We start from the raw sequence: 18,267 nt of genomic DNA, 5'->3' as shown, positions 1-18,267 counted from the left end.
ATAACCGAAGCCTCTTTGAAGCGGGCGGTGATCTTCGCAACCTTGGTTTCGCGCTGACTGGACGCGCTTTGATCCTACTGCTCCCGCAACTCTCGCGCCTCCTCGCGGCCATGGCTTGGGGCGCAGGCGCTCGGCTATTTTAACCTCTCGCGACGGCCGAGGCTCAGGTGTGTGTAAGAACCGACCGATTCAGCACGTCATTCCGGCCGTTTCATCACCTCCATCGTGCCGTTTCGGCACCGGCCCGTGGCGGCCCGGGCGACTCGGAACAGCGATGGTCGTGTGCAGGGGCCGCCGCCGCTGATTCAGCGCCAGAGCAGGGCTGGATAGGACCGCCGCCACGCCTGGGGCATCCAAGGACACGCCGTCAGCTGTCGCTACCGACGTTCAGCTCACCGGATTCCGGGTCGCTCAGATGGCGGGAAAGCTATCGCTCTTTTGGCTGGTTTCCAGCTGACGAAACACACTCAGGGCCGGGGCGCCAACCAGGACGCGACGATCAATCCTCAGTCACCACGATTCGAATCTCACGCCATGGTGCGATTCGATTCCAAGGCCGCACTCTGCACGCGGCGTGGAAGTCCGCGCTTTGCACGTCTACCATGTTGGTCAGCATGGCAGGGATCGCAGGCCGGATCCGACATGGCCCACCAAGCCGGCATCGTCCTCAGCGACGTCACCACAGACGGAACCATCGTCCTGGCTACTCCACGTTCGGCACTGATTTAGGTGCGGCGGTATATTCCTGCAGCTCAGCATGCTTGATGAGGCGAATAATGAGAGCAGCAACAACATGAAGGGTCATGTCCGCATCAGCTCGCTGAGCTGTGGCAGCTCCATGAGCCGTTCCACGATTACTTCTGTCCGCCGTTGCCCAATCGACAAGGGACTTATAGCTCTCCAGGAGCTTTGCGTCATGCCCCATCAGAAACCCACGAGAGCGGGCGTTGGCGAAGAGAGCTCCGAGGTTGGAACCAGATGCTCCGAGAGCTTCCAAAGTTGTCTGAAGCGCTGAGCCAGCGCTTGTGATCGCGGCACCGTACTGCCCTGAGGCGATGCTCGATTGGGCCTGCTGGTAGGCCGTCTCTACAGCCGCGAATCGTGAATTGGATGTGAGCAACGCCTCCACAGGTTCAACCACGGCGAGGAACAACGGCTCGTCCGAGCGTGGCTTCAGCCTGTTGTTGATGAACGTGTAGCCAATCCGAGCCTCGAGCAGAACATCATTTGCCAACCCTGCGAATCTCTTGGGGTTCAGATTGTGGGTGAATCCGTACTCCTCGTCGCTTTGCGTTCCGTTGTACTCCGCAGCGAACCGTTCCAAGACTATAGGGATAGCAGCGAGCCAATCCAGCAACTCATCGGTGGACGACGGCTCGACCTCATTTCTGAAGGCTCCATCCGCACTTGAATGCGACAGCCGCATCTGAGACTGGTCGCTGACAAACGACCCAAGGGCGTTGTTCACCAGATTGCTCGTGCCGTAATGACCGCTCATGTAGCTCTGGTCGTATGCAGCATAGAGGCGAAATCGAACCCGCTCGTCGAATTCGGTCAGCCACTTCACTCCGTTGGCTGCTTCCAGCTCGCCTCGTGCACGAATGAAAGCCGCACGGGACGGGAGTAGGTCATCAAGGTCAGGCACACCCTGATCGTACGTCAGACCGCGATTGCGTCTCGTCTGAAAATGACCCGACTTTCGAATGCCTCACGGGTTTCGGGGAGCGTCCATCAAAGGTGACCACGGAGTTGAATGCTGCGATTGAGGAACGACTTAGGGAGATCAATCACGGCATCCGCCGCGCCGACGACACGACCCGGCGGGAGAGGTTCGATTCTAAGGAGCGCGAGCTGCTGGGCGCTTTGCCAGATGGAGGGTTCGACGACGTCAGGTGGAAGGAATTGAAGGCAGCCCTCTATGCTCGCGCCGAGGCTGTGGCAGGTTTGGTGGCTGGCGGACGCTTCCCCTGCTACCAACCGCCCATTTCGCTCTTGTAATTTGATTCATACTCCGCACGCATTTCCGCGTCAATCTCTCGCTCTACCTCGAGGTATTCATCTTGGGCGCTTCCATAGGCCTCGAGAACGTCGTGGGAGGCCGCAGTAATGCCATAGGTCTCGTCGAGCGCGGCATTTAGCGATGGAAAATCGATGTTGTCGTAGGTCTCAGCGAGCTTCCCGGTATACCGGAAAGCCTCCCCGGTCGCGTCGGCTTCGGCCAGCATCTGAAGGATCCTGCCGGTGTCTTTCGGTATAACCTGCAAGTCGAGGGCGGTCATGTGGGTGTTTAGCTCGTGAACGAGCGCCCCGATGCTGTGGCGATGCTTCCGTTCGAGTCGCTCGGATACCGCGTGTGTCTCCAACGACGGGTCTGAGTCTTTGTTGCGGCGGCGTAGGAGCGCCGCATAGTGAATTGATTCCTTCAGCGACAACTCAATAGCGAAGCGGTAAAGCAGCATGATCGGCAGCAAGATCACGTCATCACCGGGCTCACCGACGTGGGTAGCAGCAAGTCGCTTCGCCGACTCGAAGAATTCGTAGGATAGGCGGCTGTCGCTTCGTGATCCCCAGCGCTGGATAAGGCCGCGGTGGCTCACGGCGGGATACGCAGCGAAGATCTTCGGGGTTGCGGGTCGTCCGTCAGCATTCACTAAATAATCTTTGCTCACGAACCCTGACGCTCGCCATCCCCCACTAAGCGTCACGCTGTCCTGTGCCTGTTGCTCAGTAGGAGCGAGGAGATTGGCTTCGTTGGCGCAGAGCGCGTCGCGGAGGGCAGGTCAGGAAACGCACCAGCCCGGGCGCGCCGCCTATCGAAATTTGGCCCAGGATCTTGCCGTCATGGCCGGGAACACAAAGTCCGCCATCTGATCAACATGTATACAAAAACGTCCCAGCTCGGGCACTTAGGGCGGCATTGGTTCAAATCCTCAGACCCCGCCGCCTGGTAAGCGCACTTGGGCGTCCCGGAGTGCATGTACCCTTGCCCTGTGAACGTGCCCGAGTCCTTACCCCAGGTGTTGATCTTCATCGCCATGCTGGTTCCGGGTATCAGCTTCGTCACGGTGCGCACCTGGTTCGTCGGGTGGCGATCTCCGGACTACGGCGCCGGGTCTCGCATCCTCGAATCACTGTACGTAAGCGCGATCTTCGTCATTATCTATGTAGGGCTCGGTCTTGCAATCTTCGGTCTTGCCAGCGAGCTCACTGGGATGGTGGATCTCGGTTCGTTCGAGAACTGGGTTACGAATGGATGGCGCAACACCCCCGCGTGGTGGATCGGTCTCGTTTCAGTTGTCCTGCTCGTCGGAGTTCCTGGCGGCGTCGCCGCACTGATGAGTTGGAGTCGCATCGCGACCGAGGTAGACGCCGACGGGAACGTCACGTACAAGCGGCGGCGTGTCAACCGTAACCAGACGGTGCCACGGGCTTGGGACATGGCTGCTTACGGAGCTGACACGCCTAGATTTGTCCGAGTGAAGACCGCTACAGGCATCTATGTCGGCGGCTGGTACGACATCGAGGGTTACATCAGCACTTACCCCTACGAGCGCGACATGTTCATCGCCCACCAGTGGCGGATGGGTAAGCGGGGCCAGTTTCTCGAACCAATCGAAGATTCCCTCGGTGTCTGGGTGCCCATTAACGACGACTGCCATGTGGAGTGGATAGCCGCCCCGCCGACCACACCCAGAGCAATAAGAAGTAGGAGCACACATGCCGAATAAAGGGCGCCAGTCGGATCCGATCTCGAAGGGGAGCTCGCCTCGTCGCGGTGGTGAGGGCGCGAAGCCCATGAATGGCAGCAGGCCGAGCCACGCGATTAAGCCACCCAGTAGTGGGCCATCCGGCGGCGCTGGCGACTCGGGCGCGTCGAAGAAGTAGTTCGTGGTAACCAGTGACGGTGAGACGGTCAAGCAGAAGCGGCCGGCGAAGGGCGATGGCCAGTTCAGTGCACGTCCGGCGCTGGTGAAGCCACGGACAGCCGTCAAGCCCCGACGCAGGGACCAAAGGGGAGCGTGGGAGATTCAGGTGCGGGCCCGCGGTAGCCGAGCAGGCGGGCAGACCTTCGACCGCACGGTCAAAATGCCGCTGCCAGCGATCACTTGCCAGGTGTAAAGAACGATGGGACTGCTTACGCCGACGACGTCGGCAATGTGAGCCGGCCTGTGACGCGGCCCATTCATGACAGAGCGTGCAGATGTCCGAGGGTCCCACTAGTGTCGACGAGATCAGCAAGGCCCTGAAGACGGGAGCACACGATGTCAATTGTCGAGCAGACCCACGGAGGTCGGAATGCAGCCTGATCGGACTCGTGGGGAGGGCCTTGACCCCCGGGTTTGCGGGACCCTTCAGCAAAAAATTGATGCCGCGAGAGAGGGTGGGTTCACAGAACACCGAGTGCTCGCTCAAGACGCTCGCTGGGAAGTGCGGATGCATACGGCCACTCACACTCGGGACGCAGATCTACTTCGCATCCTGGCCAAGGATGACGTGTCATCGGTGCGCGCCAGCGTTGCGGGCAATCACGACACCGAAGACGCCGTGCTCGTACAACTCGCGTCAGACGAGAACTTCTATGTGCTCGAAGTGCTAACACGGAACGCGAACATCCACAGCATCCCCGAACTCCTGAAAATTCTGATGGGTTCCGTGCCAGGTGTTGTATCGGGACTGGCACGGGTCACGGAATCGCCGGGCCTTCTCGCGGAACTCGCCGTCAACGCGGGCCACGTGCCCGGATACGAAATCTCTCGGAACCCCGCGACGACATCAGAAACACTGCTCGTCATCGCCAGGCGGGAGAATCCTGAGCACGAGTTCGATATGGTCATGGAATCCATGGCAATTCGGGACTGTGCGCCCGAAGTCCTGGACGTAATCGGGCGGTTGGAGCTTGGTCGGCGCGCGGCTCTGTCCCTCCTGCAGAACGAGGCCACACCGATCGAAACGATCAGATTCATCGCAAACAGCGTGCGGTGGAACGAGGGCAATTCGGACATCGGGCACCTAGCGCAGAAGAGACTCGCACCAGACGTTTCTTCAGACGAACTTATTGAACGCCGGTTTCAGCACGGACCTGAGGGGTCCGTCATATACAACGACAACGGCGGTTATGGCGTCGCCGTGCACTTCCAGATTGGTAGTCCAGCAGCGCCCGCGATCACGATCAGTGTCGACAACCAGGGTGCACCCAGTGGCGCCGCGGACGGAAGCCTGATTGAACGCGACCAGGCACCGCGGCGAATCAAATTCCAGGTCGAGCATGGTCTCGAGGACTTCTTGGAAGCCAACTGGCGAGACATCGATCTCTTTGACGACTACGACTTTGTCAAACGGCAGTATGCCGCGGGTACAGGCCAAATCGACATCCTTGCGTTGAGCAAAGACAAGAGCCGCTGGCTCGTCATTGAGCTAAAAAGGGACAAGGCAAACGACAAGGTCGTGGGCCAAATCCTCAGATACATGGGGTGGGTTGAGCGCGCTCTCGCGACATCTGATCAGCGTGTATTGGGGATGATAATCGGTGACCACGACGACCAAAGACTTCGCGATGCACTGAGGTTCACACGAGAAGGCTCAATCAGGTACAGGTCATACCGCTTGAGAATTGACGTTGTCTAAGCCTGAATCCACCGATCGGGATCGAGATCTGACGGCGCGTTAAACCGAGAATGCCCATCTGATCAGGTAAATTAGGACTTGTCAAGAGTTCAGATTTACCAACCAGAGGAGCATCTCGTAGATGCAAGTTTCCCACACCAACCGCGCCGTTTCTGCATCATTCACCGACCCGAATCTCGTGTCGTCGGCGGGCTTGGTCCCGATCATGAAATTAGCCGCCCGTGCGGGGTTGGCGACCTTGGCCGATCAGTGGCTGAGCGTCCCCACCGACAAGGGCGCCAACGCCGGTCTGAAAGTCACGTCTCTGGTCGGCGGCATGGTCGCCGGCGCGGACTCCATCGACGACCTCGCCATTCTTCGTCACGGCGGCATGCGGAAAATCTTCAGCAACTGCTACGCGCCGTCAACGTTGGGGTCGTTTCTGCGCGCGTTCACGTTCGGTCACGTCCGGCAGCTCGACGCCGTCGCTTCCCGCTTCGTGCGGGGCCTGGCCGCGGAAACTCCGTTGCTCGTGCACGACACCGACGGCTACATGTTCCTCGACGTCGACGACACCATCATCGAAGTTCACGGCCACCAGAAGGAAGGCTCCGGCTACGGGTACTCCGGGGTGCGCGGCCTCAACGCGATCCTCGCGACAGTCAAGACGGACGTATCGGCGCCGATCATCATCGGCCAGCGACTCCGGCGCGGTGCCTGCGGATCACCGCGCGGCGCGGCCCGTCTGATCCGTGACGCCCTCGCCACGATCAAACGGCTCCGCGGAGCGGGAAAAGCACGCGTGCTCTTTCGTGCCGACTCAGCGTTCTACGGGCACGCCTCCATCAGCGCAGCCCTCAAAGCCGGCGCCGACGTTTCGGTCACTGCCCGGATGGACCCCGCCATCAAACGAGCGATCGGAACGATCCCCGGCGCTGCCTGGACCGCAATTGAATACACCAACGCCATCTATGACGAAGGCAGCAAAACATGGATCAGTAACGCCGAAGTCGCCGAGGTCCCGTTCACCGCGTTCACCTCGCGCAAGAAGAGCGAGCACATCACCGGGCGCTTGGCCGTGCGGCGGATCCCGGAACTGAACAAGAAAAACCTCGACCAGCCAACCCTGTTCGACACCCACCGATTCCACGCCTTTTTCACCACCAGCACCCTCGACACCGTCACCGCCGACAAAACCCACCGCGCCCACGCGGCGATCGAGCTCGTGAATTCCGACCTCAAAAGCAGCGCCCTGGCGCACCTACCCTCCGGTGTATTCACCGCCAACGCCGCCTGGCTGGTCATGGCCGTCATGGCGTTTAACCTCACCCGCGCCGCCGCGACGATCGCGGGAAACGGTCTCAGCCGATCGACCACCGCAACGATCCGCCGGAAACTTGTCAGCGTCCCCGCACGAATCTCAACCTCGGCGCGGCGCGTGACATTGCACCTGCCCGAACACTGGCCTTGGGAGAAACCCTGGACGGCCCTGTTCACAAAGAACTTCCGGCCCCAACAACCCGCCCCCACCTGACCAACCAGCCGACACCGACATCAACAGGAGCACCAGTGGAACACCCGGGCCGCGAGACCCGGACCACAACCACGCCCGAAACTCCGAAAGCTCGCCGAAACAAAATCAGGATCCGATCAGAGGTCGACCGGTGGATTCAGGCTAAGCGCCACATGGACATCCCCGCAACCCTCGCTCCTATGCGAAACTCGACGGATTTACTCATTGTGCCCACCTGCCATATGCCCCACCGGCCGAGTTGACCGATCCGAGTACACCACCCATTGTCTTGCCAGCACCTCCGCCTCGAACAATTCCACCGAGCCGAATGACCGTTCAGTTTCAGCGCATCAATGGGATTCTGTCTCTTGCCTCGGACAGTTCGGCGGACGACAGGTTCCGATGGCGGACGTCGCGGAGATTCAGGTCGAGCACTTTGCTCCGGTTCGACGTGTTGAGTCTTAGCTGGATGGCGGGATGATTCCGATAGCCGTCACTAACCGGCGCGACCGTCACCGAGGCGATCTCAGACCCCGCGAGAGTGAGAGTGGGGCCCATCATGCCCGCTTCCCAGAAAGTGACCGAGGTCGAGTCAATACCGACTCCAATCGTGGGTATCGAAAAATACGCCGACTTGTGCAGGCGCCAGCCGAGCCGGCCCAACTGCGCTTTCACGGCCGGGTAGACGAACGCGATGAAATGTGCGGAATCAGGATCGTCCCGCAGCATGAGCTCCCATGTCCGACTCGACTTCCGTCGCCGCAGAGAAGCTAACACGCTCATAACAAGGGTTAGGACCCCCACCGTGGGCACCCCCAAAACTACCCAAGGCAGAAGCGGGTTCGAGGCGTCAGCAGAATTCCAAACGACCAGCCAAGCGATAAGCCCACCCAGTATCAGGATCGGAGTCACGGCTTTCCAGTTGACAGCGTTCATTGGACATACCTTCCATACGCGTACGCACCCGTTGATAGGGCACCGTACGAACCACCAACCAAAGTCGTGGCGCGAACACCATCGCGGACAACGCCCAAGCCAACCCTCGTGCCGGCAAAAACACGAATCGCTGCCGATGCAGGGCGCGCCAAGCTACCGACTCCAAGTGTAGCGACGCCTACAGCGCAACCAGTTTGATCCCCGCCCCAGTCAGCAGCACACGTTGCAGCAGTCGAAGCTGCTCCAACTGCGGTTGCAGCTATGAACAGGGCAGGCGCAAACGCCAGCCCGACACCGGTCAAGCTCAATATTGCACCCGCTCCGTACAGCACCGCACTGCCAACACTTAGCCACATCGCCGCGTCTTGAAGTTGTTGCCGGGTGGAAGCGCCTGATGTCTCGCCCCGCGTCGAAGGTGCTGATGCGGGTCGTGCATTGGACGGGGCCCCTGTCTGTTGGTTGATACCTGGTTGCGAGTAGTAGGCGTCGTTGCTGGCTCTTGAGCCGCCCCAGTCTGCTCGTTCCCCAGTCAAGTCGAACATGTTAATCGGGTCTGCCGGGTAGTCATAGGCGTTGCTGACACCTCCTTCCACCGGGTCAACGGAGAGGAACCGTCCGAGCGCAGGAACGTACTGCCTTGCCCCCATTTCGATAGTGGCGATGTTCCCCGTGTGTTCGGTGAGTTTGCTGGCACCGCCGACCCATCCGTAGTCGGCCTCCGTGTCGGGAAGTGTATCGGGGAGCGCGTCGTCTGCTGTGGTCGTGCCAATCTGCCCGGTTTCCGGGTCGATCGACTGTCCGAACGGGTCGTAGCGGTACGAACCGGTGCGAGTCCCTGTGGCGTCTGCGGTCACCGCGATGTCACCGTGGATGTTGGCGTAGGACCACAACTGAGTACCGTCCGCACGAACGCTGACGCTGGCCCCACCAGGCAGGGACCGAGTCGTTTGCACGATAGTGCCTGCACCGTCGAGGACGATGTTGGCCCCGTTGGGGGTGTTGGCGAAACGGATCGTCTTGGCGGCGCCGGTCGGGGGTGTTTCGGTGCGTTGGACGATTTGTCCGCTCGCGTCGCGGGTGTACTCGATGGCGGTGCCATCGTCGAGGGTGGTGCGGGTGTGCCGGTCGGCGATGTCGTACGCGATGGTTTGGTCGGCCAGCTTCGTGGTGTTCCCATGCGAATCGTAGCTGATGGCGCTGGCCGCGACTCCGGCTGCGACCGGGTTCAGGCCGGCGACGGGCCCGATGACACCGCTGGAGGTGAGTCGGTCGGCATGGTCGTAGCAGTAAGCGGTCGTTTGGGTCCCCGACGATGTCTGGTCCGTGCTCGCGGTGCGGTTGCCGTTCAGGCCTGCTCCGGGGTTGAGACGGCAGGAACCCGTGTCCGCGTACTGATACGTCAGCGTGTGCTGCGGGATCGTCGCGGTGGTGAGTCTCCCGGCACCGTCGAATCCGTAGGTGGAACTGGCGCTCACGCTGCCATCGGTGGTCGTGTTCGCGACAATGCGCCCCGACTGGGAGCGATAGACCCGGTCGGTGTAGCTGTCCTGTTCGGGGAACGACCAGGTCTGTGCAGTGAGCGAACCTGTCGCGGCACGATCGACGGCCGAGAGGCTGGTGCCGTTGGACAGGGCCACGGTGGACAGCTGTGCAAAGTCGTCGTAGGCGGGGTCAGCGAGTTGGGTGCCGTCGACACTGATTGTTTCGACTTGGCCATCGAGGTTGTACGTCAGTGCTGTCGCTGACGCTGATTGACCGGGCACGGTCGTCTGGGAGGCGGTGGCCTGTCCGAGGAGGTTGTACGTCGCGGTGGTCACCACTCCCCATACGTCCGTCGACTGGACCAGGCGGCCGAGGAGGTCGATCGTCGCCGTGATCGTCCCCGCGGGGTCCGTGACGGTGCTGGTCAGCGGGTCGGCCGTGATATCGCCGTTGGACGCGGCGTAGTTGTTTGTCACGGTGCGTCCCGGCACCCCGTTGTACTCGGGGAGAACAGTCGAGACGATGCGTCCACGGGCGTCGTAGGTGGCGCAGGTCCACGCCGGGTCGCCACTGCGTTTGGTTCCGGCAATCCGCCCGAGAACGTCGTACACGAACTGAGTCGTCGTCCGAGTTCCGTCGGCGGCGGGAGCCAATGTGGTCTGTTTCAACGCCCCGTACTGTCGCGCTGACGGGTCGACCTCGCAGACCGCGCTGCTGGTGTTCCAGACGCTTCCTACCGTGTCGTCCTCGGAGTAGTAGTCGTATTGGGTTCCAGCCGCGGCCACGCTGGATCCGGCGGCTACGCCGGCGGGGAGCAGCCGGGAGGTGCGGCGCTGATAGTTGTCGTACGCACTGGTCGTGCGGAGATTCAGTGTGCCCGGGTCTATCGTGCTCGTGGTCGCCAGCCCGAGCCACGGGGTGGCGTAGGAGGTGGACGTGTCGATGCCGGGGGCATTCTCACTGCTGACGCCGGCAGGGGCGTCGGCGGCGACGGAATCATCTGTGCTGGTGCCGGTGGTCAGGTTGTACGCGGGCTTGAGTGCGCTGCCAGGGACCATGCTGTAGCCGGGATCGCCGGGCTTCTGCCACTCCATGGTCAGTGCGGCTGGTCCGGTGTTTTGGAAGAACTCCACTCGGATGCGCACAGTCTGTTCGGCGGTCGCGGTGAAAGTTCCGGGTGGGGAGGCTGTCCAGGCTCCGGCGCGCCAGAAGTTGACGGTCAGGTTGTCGTCCACAAATACCCTGGACCCGTCGTCTGAGTAGGTGCGCAGATAGTACGTACCGGCGGTGGGGAATGTGATGGTGCCGGTTAACTGCGCCGACCAGTCGGTGGTGGGGATTCCTTCGATCGGCGAGGCACCAGACCAGTCCTTATTGATGGTCCCGTCAGTCACGGTTGGGATTCCGAGGCTGAACGCCTTCGGCAGTTGAATATTGGCTTCCGAGGGAGCCGGGGGTAGTGCGGGTGAAGGCCGCTGCACCAAACCATGAATCGTGTCGTTCAGAGCCACAGTTGGCGTTGTTGAGAGCCACCTGAAAAGCTCCTTCCATCATGTGAGGGCCACGTGATGGAAGGAGTACCGGTAATGGTACGGAAGATCAAGGCGAAACTTGTCTTGCAGTTACGAAACCAAGGTTTGTCGGGCAGGGCGATCGCGTCGGCGCAGGGCATCGCCCGAAATAGCGTTCAGTCGGTGCTCGAGACGGCGGACAGGCTCGGTCTCGGCTGGGATGACGTCGAGGAGATGCCGGAGGCCGAGGTCTATGCGGCGTTGTTTCCCGGCCGTGGAGTGCGCGAGTCCGTGTTCGCGCAGCCGGATTGGGGGCGGGTGCACACCGAACTAGCCCGGGTCGGTGTGACGTTGAAGCTTCTGCACCAGGAGTACGTCGACGCATGCGGTCAGGCACTGGCGGTGATGAGTTACGACCGGTTCTGTCGGCTCTACGGCGACTTCGCTGCCGTCTCGGGCGCGACGTCGCGCGTGGGTCACAAGGCCGGCCGCAGCATCGAGGTTGACTGGTCTGGGCCCACGATGCAGCTGCTGGACCCGACGACGGGCGAGATCTCAAAGGTGTATCTGTTCGTCGCATGCCTGCCGTTCAGTTGGTACGCCTTCGTGGAGGCCACGTTGGACATGCGGCAGGAGTCGTGGCTGCGCGCCCACACGGCGATGTTTTCCTTCTTTGGCGGCAGCGTCCCACGCCTGGTGCCCGACAACTTGAAGACCGGGGTGATCTCCCACCCGCGCGAGGGCGAAGTCGTTCTCAACGATGCTTACCGGGAGATGGCGGCGCACTACTCTGCCGCCGTGCTGCCGGGGCGCGTGCGGGCACCTAAGGACAAGGCCAGCGTAGAGAATACTGTCTCCCATGTCGCGACCTGGGTCATCGCGGGCCTCCGTCATGAGAACTTCACGTCTCTGCCCCAGCTGCGGGCCCGGATCTCTGAGCAGATCGATGCTTATAACCGGCAGCCGTTCCAGAAACGGGACGGGTCCCGGCTGAGCGTCTTCACGACGGAGGAGAAGCCGCTGATGAAACCGCTGCCGGCGGCCCTATTCGAGATCAGCACGTGGTCTTACAAGCGCAAGGTCAACAAGAACGCCCACGTGGTCTGGGCACGGAACTTCTACTCCGTCCCCTTCAGCCACATCGGCGCCCACGTCGACCTTCGCGTCACGGACACCATGCTGGAGGTCTATCGGAACGACGAACGCCTGACCAGCCACCTGCTGCTGCCGACAAGCACGACGAACCAGCATCAGACGAACGACGCTGACCTGCCCGAGGGGCGCAGCTTCCAAGCCTGGGACCGGACCCGGATCGACGAGTGGGCTGGACGGATGGGACCGGCTACGGTGACGGTGATCAGCAAAATCTTCGAAGCCGCCTCGATCGAGGAAGCGGGCTACGACCCGGCATTGGCGGTGTTACGTCTGTCCCGTCGGTTCTCCCCGACCAGGGTCGAGGCCTCCTGCGCACTGGCGCTGCGAGGCCCGATCCGGTCGCCGCGCTATGCGCACCTGCGGCCACTCCTCGACACCGGGCAAGACAAGACCGGGCACGTCCCCGACGAGCCCGAAGCCGATGACGGAGGCTACGTCAGAGGCGGCGCCTACTACGCCGGAGGCACCCGATGAGCCGGCTCGATACAGAGACCAAACGCAAGCTGCGGGAGATGAACGCGGGCGAGCTGCTGGAGGCGATCGACACCCAAGACGAGACCCTCAGCATCAGCTTGTCGTTCGAAGAGCGGGTCCGGTTGGTCGTCGATGACGCCTACTCCACCTTCACGCACTCCAAGGTCGCCGGGCTGATCCGGCGGGCGGGGCTGCGTTATCCCAACGCGGATCTGCGCCGCATCGACCTCCTCGACGAGCGTGGCCTGAACCGGCAGCAGCTAACCCAGCTCGGCACGTGTTCGTTCGTGACCCGGCAGCAGAACGTTGTCTTTCAGGGGTTCACCGGCTCGGGAAAGTCCTATCTGGGCTGCGCGATCGCCAAACGCGCCTGCGAACATCGCATCCGTGCCCACTACGTCCGCATGCCCGACCTCGAGGAAGCCTGGGTTGCCGCCCAAGACACCACAGGCGGTGCCGGGAAGTTCCTGCGCAAATACGCCTCCTTCAACCTGCTCGTCATTGATGAGTGGCTTCTCGACCGCCCGACGGAATCGATGCGCGGCATGCTGCTCGAGCTGATGGAACGCCGCTACGGGGAGAGCTCGACGGTGTTCTGCACCCAGTATCAGCAGAAGGACTGGCACCAGCGCCTCGGCTCGGGAGTTCACGCCGACGCGATCATGGACCGCATCATCCACAACACCGTCTGGGTCGAGACCGGCACCTACAACATGAGGGAGCAGGCAGCACTCACCAGCGTCTAACAACCGGGCGGAGAGAGCCAGTGGTTCCCAGTCGCACCACCCCTGGTGCTCTTCCGCACGACTGGTGGGGCTCAACGGCACGATCGGGTGGGGCTCAACGGCTCGAATACTCAGTCAAGACAGCACATTGATGAGAACCTACTGGACAACAAGTTTTTTTTCTAATAAACGGGGGATTCATGATTGTGAAAAAGTACGCCGTTGCCGTTATGGCTGCGGCATTTTTAGTTGCGGGGATTACATCTCCTGCACAGGCTCAAGAAACAGGTACGGAGCTTGTTGGCCCAGGGGGCTCATTCAAAATCGACCAAACTCAGCAACCTTCGACTGATTCTCAAAGATTATCGGCCGGCCTCGGCAGTGACGCGGAGAACAGCGAGATCGTGTTGAGCTCGTCAATCAACGACGCAGCAAGTGCATCCGAAAGTTACTCCCTAGCCCTTCCCGAATCTGCAACTGCTCAAGTGATCACCAACGATCAAAATGAAGAGTCGGTGCTGTTGCTCAATGGCGCTGGTGAACTCCTCGGAGGCATTGCTTCCGGAGACGTCATCGACGCCAGCGGCAACGTCGTACCCACATCGTTTACAGTCAATGGAACTACCATTACCCAGACCCTTCAGAACACGGATGAATCCGGTGTGGCTTACCCGGTCCGCATGTCGGCCCTCGCCGCAACTGAGTGGTACTCGGCGGGTTGGGTGACCACAGACAGCCGAGGCTACATCGTGAACGCTGCCCCGACAGCCCTCGGTAAGCAGCAAATCGCATGGAACACTCACTACATACATGTCGCTCACCTGAAATCGATCCTGGGCACGCAGGCTTATCGAGTGAACGACAACATCGAACAGCAGTTTGTTTGCCATGTCGTAGGCGGATGGCTTGACAGTGGTGTGTACAACATGGAATCTTGGCAACCTTCCCTGCCTTGGCAGCAAATTGCTAATCCGTGGGATCGTTGTAATCGCATCAAGTAGATAAGTAACCGAAAGGCAGAATCGTGAAGCGATGGATCATCGGTACGGCAGGTTTTCTTGGCTTGAGCGTTGTTGTCGTGCTGGGCATTTACGCATATGTCGCCGTTGGGAATAGTCTCGGTGAGCAGTGGAGCAGCCTGGATGGCCCGGGACCGGTATGGCGCGCCATAGTCGGGTTTGGCGCCGTGTACGCGGTCGTTATCAGCGCGGCTGTCCTTGTCGTGCTGGTCCTCGTCGCTGTGTTGCGCGCGTACCTTCCTCGAGTCACAGGAAAACAATGACCCGCTCGGAAAGCTGAGAAGCGGCAACCGGCGATGACATCACCGGTTGCCGCTCCTGTCTATGGCCTTGACCCCGGAGAGTGGACACGGGTTAAGCGGCGAGTTGGATCTCTGCGGCCTGTGACGAGTATTGCAGCTCGAAGTCCACAGGCGTGACGTGCCCGATCGAGGAGTGGCGACGGCGCCGGTTGTAGCGGTCCTCGATCCACGCCGCGACGTCTCGGATTGCCCGGGCTCGGGTAGGCCAGATCCGTCGGTAATAGAACTCTGTTTTCAGCGTCGCGAAGAAGCTCTCAGCCATGGCGTTGTCCCAGCAGATTCCGGTGTATCCCATCGACCGGGTGATGCCGTTCTTCGCGGCGAAGACGGTGATCTGTTCCGACGCGTACTGCGTGCCCCGGTCAGAGTTAAGCCGAATTCGGTATAACTCTGATTATGCCGAGGATGACGTTAAGCCGAGAAATCGTACCGATACCAAGTGTCCATTGGGGACGGCTCTGATTTTCTCGGTTTAGTGTGCTGCCTCCGTTGGCGTTACCTTCATCGTGTCCAGATGCGAAGTGAAGGGAGATTTGACATGGAAGCGATGGTTGATGGGATTGGTCTTGTCGTTGTTGAGGCACTTAGAGCGGCCGGCTACAAAGAGTCGACGATTGGGCAGTACCAAAAGTCGATTCGCGTTTTGGCGCTGCTTGCGCAGAAGGAGGGCGGCCTCTACACGCCGAGGTTGGGTGCCGAGTTCGCGTCGATGACGACGAGTCCGAGGACGGGGAGGTTTAGCGCTCAGCGCCGTTTCGACTACAGCCGATTGGCGACGCTCTTTGACTCGTACGCGGCAACCGGCCAGGTGAGCCTGGCGATGAGTAGCCGCGGCGGTCGGGTGATTGTTCCTCAATCCGCCGACTTCGTCGCCTTGTGGGAAACGTGGTCTGCCGACATGGAGCGTCGCGGACTGGCCGCGGCGACCCGCGCTGCTTACGGGCGAGCGGCCGGTGAATACCTTCTCTTTTTGGAGGCGAGTGGAATTGCGTCGTTTCAGGCCGCTGATGGAACAACGGTGTTCAGATTCCTGGAATCCTTACGGGGCCGGTGGGCGCAATCGGCGATGTGGACTGTGGTGACAAACTTTCGTCCGTTCCTCACCTTCGTGCACCGACAGGATCTGCTCGACGCGCTGAAGATGGCACAGACCCGGCGACGGCATCAACTCGTCCCCCTGCTGGGGGAACGCGAGGAACAGTTGGTCGTGCAAGCCTGCACCCATAACGAAGTTTCCGCCCGAGACGCTGCGATCACGTTGCTCGCACTGGTGACGGGATTGCGCGCATGCGACATCATCGCCCTGCGGCTGAAGGACATCGATTGGCGAAGCTCGACTCTCGCGATCGTGCAGCAGAAAACGGGCAACCCGCTGACGTTGCCCCTACTTGCGGTCATCATCGGGAAGCTGGCCAACTACATTCTGAACGATCGGCCGGACTCTGACCTCAAGAACGTGTTCCTACGCTCGCTGGCCCCGCACCTCGCGTTCAGCGACCATGCGTCGATCTATTCCATAACGCAGCGGACGTTCCGTGCCGCCGGGCTGCCGAATACGAAAGCGGCAACTCGAATGTTGCGCCATCACGCAGCGACGAAACTGCTGCGTGCGGGAACGCCTTTGCCGACGATCTCGGCAATTCTGGGCCATTCGAGTCCCGATTCCACGAACGTGTACTTGAGCGAGGACACCGATCAGATGCGCGCCTGCGTGCTTCCGATGCCGGCGGGGGCCGGACGATGAGTGGTCACGGATTCACCAGTACCTTCGCCGATGACCTCGAGGAATACCTCACATTCAAGACCAGCATGGGCTGTTATGGCGCTTCCCGGATCTGGTACTTGAAACGGTTTGATCAGTACTGCGCAACGACAGGGCGGAAGGTTCTTAACCAGGCAACCGTTGAAGGCTGGGTCACCTTTCAACTTTTGAGCCAACCCATCTCTCGCTCGTGGATGTCCTACATCCGTGACTTCGGTCCGTGGGCGCGAATCACAGGCAACGCGGACGCCTACGTGCTCTCAGAGAAGTGGAAAGCTGGCTTCATCCCGTCCCAGCCCTATCTGCTGACTCAGACCGAAATCACGTTGTTTTTCCAAGCGGCCGCTCGATTGGTCGCCTCGTCGCCGTGGAAATGGCAGGCCGTCGCGTTCTTCGGCCTGATGCACTCCTGCGGACTGCGCACCGGCGAAGTCCGACGCCTCACTCCCACCGATGTTAACCTCAACGACGGCGTCATCGAGGTACTGGCTTCCAAAGGAGACCGTGACCGGCGGCTCCCGCTCACCGGTGAGATCGCCGATATCCTCACCGAGTGCGACACACATTCCCGTCGAGCATTCGCCCAGCAGCGAGCCACGTTTTTCGTGACTTCCAGCGGAAAGCCAGTCTCGCCTGCGGCGGTCGGAGTGGCCTTCAACCGCATTTGGGATCAGGCCAGGCTGAGACGAACCAGCGCAGGGAAACGGCCCCGTCCTTATGACTTCCGACACCACTTCGCCTACGCGAACCTTGAGCGGTGGATGACTGACGGCACTGACGTCAACGCGATGTTGCCCTACCTGGCCAGATACATGGGGCACGCGTCCTTGGACAGCACCTACTACTACGTCCACACGTCGCCGGACTTCATGAACAATTTCGCCGACATCACCCGGAAGAGCGAGCTGCTTCTACCCGAGGTGGGATTCGCATGAAACGCGACCCCAGAACGTCGATCCCGAACTTTTGGGGGTTGGCCCGCAACTTTCTGCACGACTACATGCCCAAAGTTCGGGCGCTGTCCCCGAGGACGATTGAGGCCTACCGGATCTCCTTGGAATGCTTCGTCGCCTTCCTCACCGATGAGAAGAATCTTCACCGCAAAGACATCAATTTTGATCACTTCGAGCGGCCGGTACTGAAAGAGTGGCTCATCTGGATGCGTGAGACGAAGAACTACCAGCCCAAGACCGTGAGCTTACGCCTGACGGCGATCACCGCGTTCTTGGCCTTCGCCGCCCAGGAAGACCTCACCCTGGTCGCGCTCCATGACGCCGCAAAAGCATTGAAAGCGCCTACGGCACCCCGAAAACCAATCGAATACCTCGAAGGACGCGAAACCAAGGAAATCCTTTCCGCCTTCGATGGCTCCACGATGAAGTCCCGGCGCAACCGCATGCTGTTGATTCTTCTCTATGAGAGCGCCGCACGCGTCAGCGAAATCACCGCAATCACCCTCGCAGACCTGGCCCTGAGCACGCCAGCGCACCTCACCCTGACCGGTAAGAGAGCCAAAAGCCGCGTCGTCCCACTGGGCGACAAGACCGTGGAACACCTGCGGGTCTATCTTGCGGAGTTCCATCCGAACCAGGCCCGGTTACCGGCGACGCGTCCGTTGTTCAACAGTTCCCACCTCGGGCAGCCGGCCCGGTTGTCCGTCGACAGCGTCTCGGCGATCCTTGTGACAGCGGGCAATCTCGCCCGGCAGTCCTGTCCGTCGATTCCGGTCGGACTCCACTGCCACATGCTGCGCAAAACCAAAGCGATGGACCTCTGCTAACAAG

15 protein-coding genes are annotated in these 18,267 nt (G+C 60.8%); 10 read left to right on the top strand and 5 right to left on the bottom strand.

The features are described from left to right. Positions 1-703: 703 nt before the first annotated feature. Together BJ997_RS05200 and BJ997_RS05195 are read right to left on the bottom strand one after the other, a co-directional pair. Positions 704-1,645 carry a hypothetical protein gene (locus tag BJ997_RS05200; protein ID WP_152602145.1) on the bottom strand — a complete coding sequence of 314 codons (942 nt, stop codon included), beginning with the start codon at positions 1,643-1,645 and terminating at the stop codon, positions 704-706. 325 nt (positions 1,646-1,970) lie between these two features. Beyond that, positions 1,971-2,669, bottom strand: a complete 699-nt coding sequence (locus tag BJ997_RS05195) for a hypothetical protein (protein WP_152602144.1) — start codon at positions 2,667-2,669, stop codon at positions 1,971-1,973. Between the two features lie 321 nt (positions 2,670-2,990). On the opposite strand from BJ997_RS05195, the gene BJ997_RS05190 reads away from it, so the two are divergent. From BJ997_RS05190 to BJ997_RS05180, 3 genes are all read left to right on the top strand, one after another. Next, entirely contained in the window at positions 2,991-3,728 is a 738-nt protein-coding gene (locus BJ997_RS05190) for a DUF6338 family protein (RefSeq protein WP_035836305.1), read from the top strand. Between the two features lie 766 nt (positions 3,729-4,494). Continuing rightward, positions 4,495-5,625 (top strand): endonuclease NucS domain-containing protein, encoded by a 1,131-nt coding sequence (locus tag BJ997_RS05185; protein WP_160175860.1) that lies wholly within the window; start codon positions 4,495-4,497, stop codon positions 5,623-5,625. 121 nt (positions 5,626-5,746) lie between these two features. Continuing rightward, positions 5,747-7,138: an IS1380 family transposase gene (locus BJ997_RS05180; protein ID WP_035841060.1), complete on the top strand. Its 1,392-nt coding sequence runs from the start codon at positions 5,747-5,749 to the stop codon at positions 7,136-7,138. Positions 7,139-7,459: 321 nt separating this feature from the next. Here the strand turns inward: BJ997_RS05180 and BJ997_RS05175 are convergent, their stop codons facing one another. Then, entirely contained in the window at positions 7,460-7,846 is a 387-nt protein-coding gene (locus BJ997_RS05175; protein WP_152602368.1) for a hypothetical protein, read from the bottom strand. 203 nt (positions 7,847-8,049) lie between these two features. Further along, positions 8,050-10,929: a PA14 domain-containing protein gene (locus tag BJ997_RS05170; protein WP_160175930.1), complete on the bottom strand. Its 2,880-nt coding sequence runs from the start codon at positions 10,927-10,929 to the stop codon at positions 8,050-8,052. 192 nt (positions 10,930-11,121) lie between these two features. On the opposite strand from BJ997_RS05170, the gene istA reads away from it, so the two are divergent. The 4 genes from istA (at position 11,122) to BJ997_RS05150 (ending at position 14,682) form a co-directional block, all read left to right on the top strand. Further along, positions 11,122-12,675 carry an IS21 family transposase gene (istA, locus tag BJ997_RS05165; RefSeq protein WP_183323275.1) on the top strand — a complete coding sequence of 518 codons (1,554 nt, stop codon included), beginning with the start codon at positions 11,122-11,124 and terminating at the stop codon, positions 12,673-12,675. Continuing rightward, the gene (locus BJ997_RS05160; protein WP_183323274.1) at positions 12,672-13,421 is read left to right on the top strand and encodes an ATP-binding protein; all 750 of its coding nucleotides are present in this window, start codon (positions 12,672-12,674) and stop codon (positions 13,419-13,421) included. The genes istA and BJ997_RS05160 overlap by 4 nt, the downstream gene beginning before the upstream one ends. 179 nt (positions 13,422-13,600) lie before the next feature. Continuing rightward, positions 13,601-14,401 carry a hypothetical protein gene (locus BJ997_RS05155; RefSeq protein WP_152602197.1) on the top strand — a complete coding sequence of 267 codons (801 nt, stop codon included), beginning with the start codon at positions 13,601-13,603 and terminating at the stop codon, positions 14,399-14,401. Between the two features lie 23 nt (positions 14,402-14,424). After that, positions 14,425-14,682: a hypothetical protein gene (locus BJ997_RS05150; protein ID WP_035836832.1), complete on the top strand. Its 258-nt coding sequence runs from the start codon at positions 14,425-14,427 to the stop codon at positions 14,680-14,682. Between the two features lie 91 nt (positions 14,683-14,773). Here the strand turns inward: BJ997_RS05150 and BJ997_RS05145 are convergent, their stop codons facing one another. Further along, a complete protein-coding gene (locus tag BJ997_RS05145; protein WP_268871381.1) occupies positions 14,774-15,028 on the bottom strand; it encodes an integrase core domain-containing protein in 255 nt (84 codons plus the stop codon). A 132-nt stretch (positions 15,029-15,160) separates the two neighbouring features. On the opposite strand from BJ997_RS05145, the gene BJ997_RS05140 reads away from it, so the two are divergent. The 3 genes from BJ997_RS05140 to BJ997_RS05130 are packed head-to-tail and all read left to right on the top strand — an operon-like array spanning position 15,161 to position 18,263. After that, positions 15,161-16,465 (top strand): tyrosine-type recombinase/integrase, encoded by a 1,305-nt coding sequence (locus BJ997_RS05140; RefSeq protein WP_338080919.1) that lies wholly within the window; start codon positions 15,161-15,163, stop codon positions 16,463-16,465. After that, complete coding sequence (locus BJ997_RS05135; RefSeq protein ID WP_035836835.1) at positions 16,462-17,418, top strand: tyrosine-type recombinase/integrase; 957 nt, start codon at positions 16,462-16,464, stop codon at positions 17,416-17,418. Before BJ997_RS05140 ends, BJ997_RS05135 begins: the two co-directional genes overlap by 4 nt. Before the next feature lie 38 nt (positions 17,419-17,456). Continuing rightward, the gene (locus BJ997_RS05130; RefSeq protein ID WP_221243926.1) at positions 17,457-18,263 is read left to right on the top strand and encodes a tyrosine-type recombinase/integrase; all 807 of its coding nucleotides are present in this window, start codon (positions 17,457-17,459) and stop codon (positions 18,261-18,263) included. Positions 18,264-18,267: the final 4 nt, after the last annotated feature.

The organism is Cryobacterium roopkundense, assembly GCF_014200405.1.
Taxonomy (GTDB): Bacteria; Actinomycetota; Actinomycetes; order Actinomycetales; family Microbacteriaceae; genus Cryobacterium; species Cryobacterium roopkundense.
Note: the sequence above shows the minus strand (reverse complement) of the source record. Positions and strands in the feature narration are given on the sequence as shown.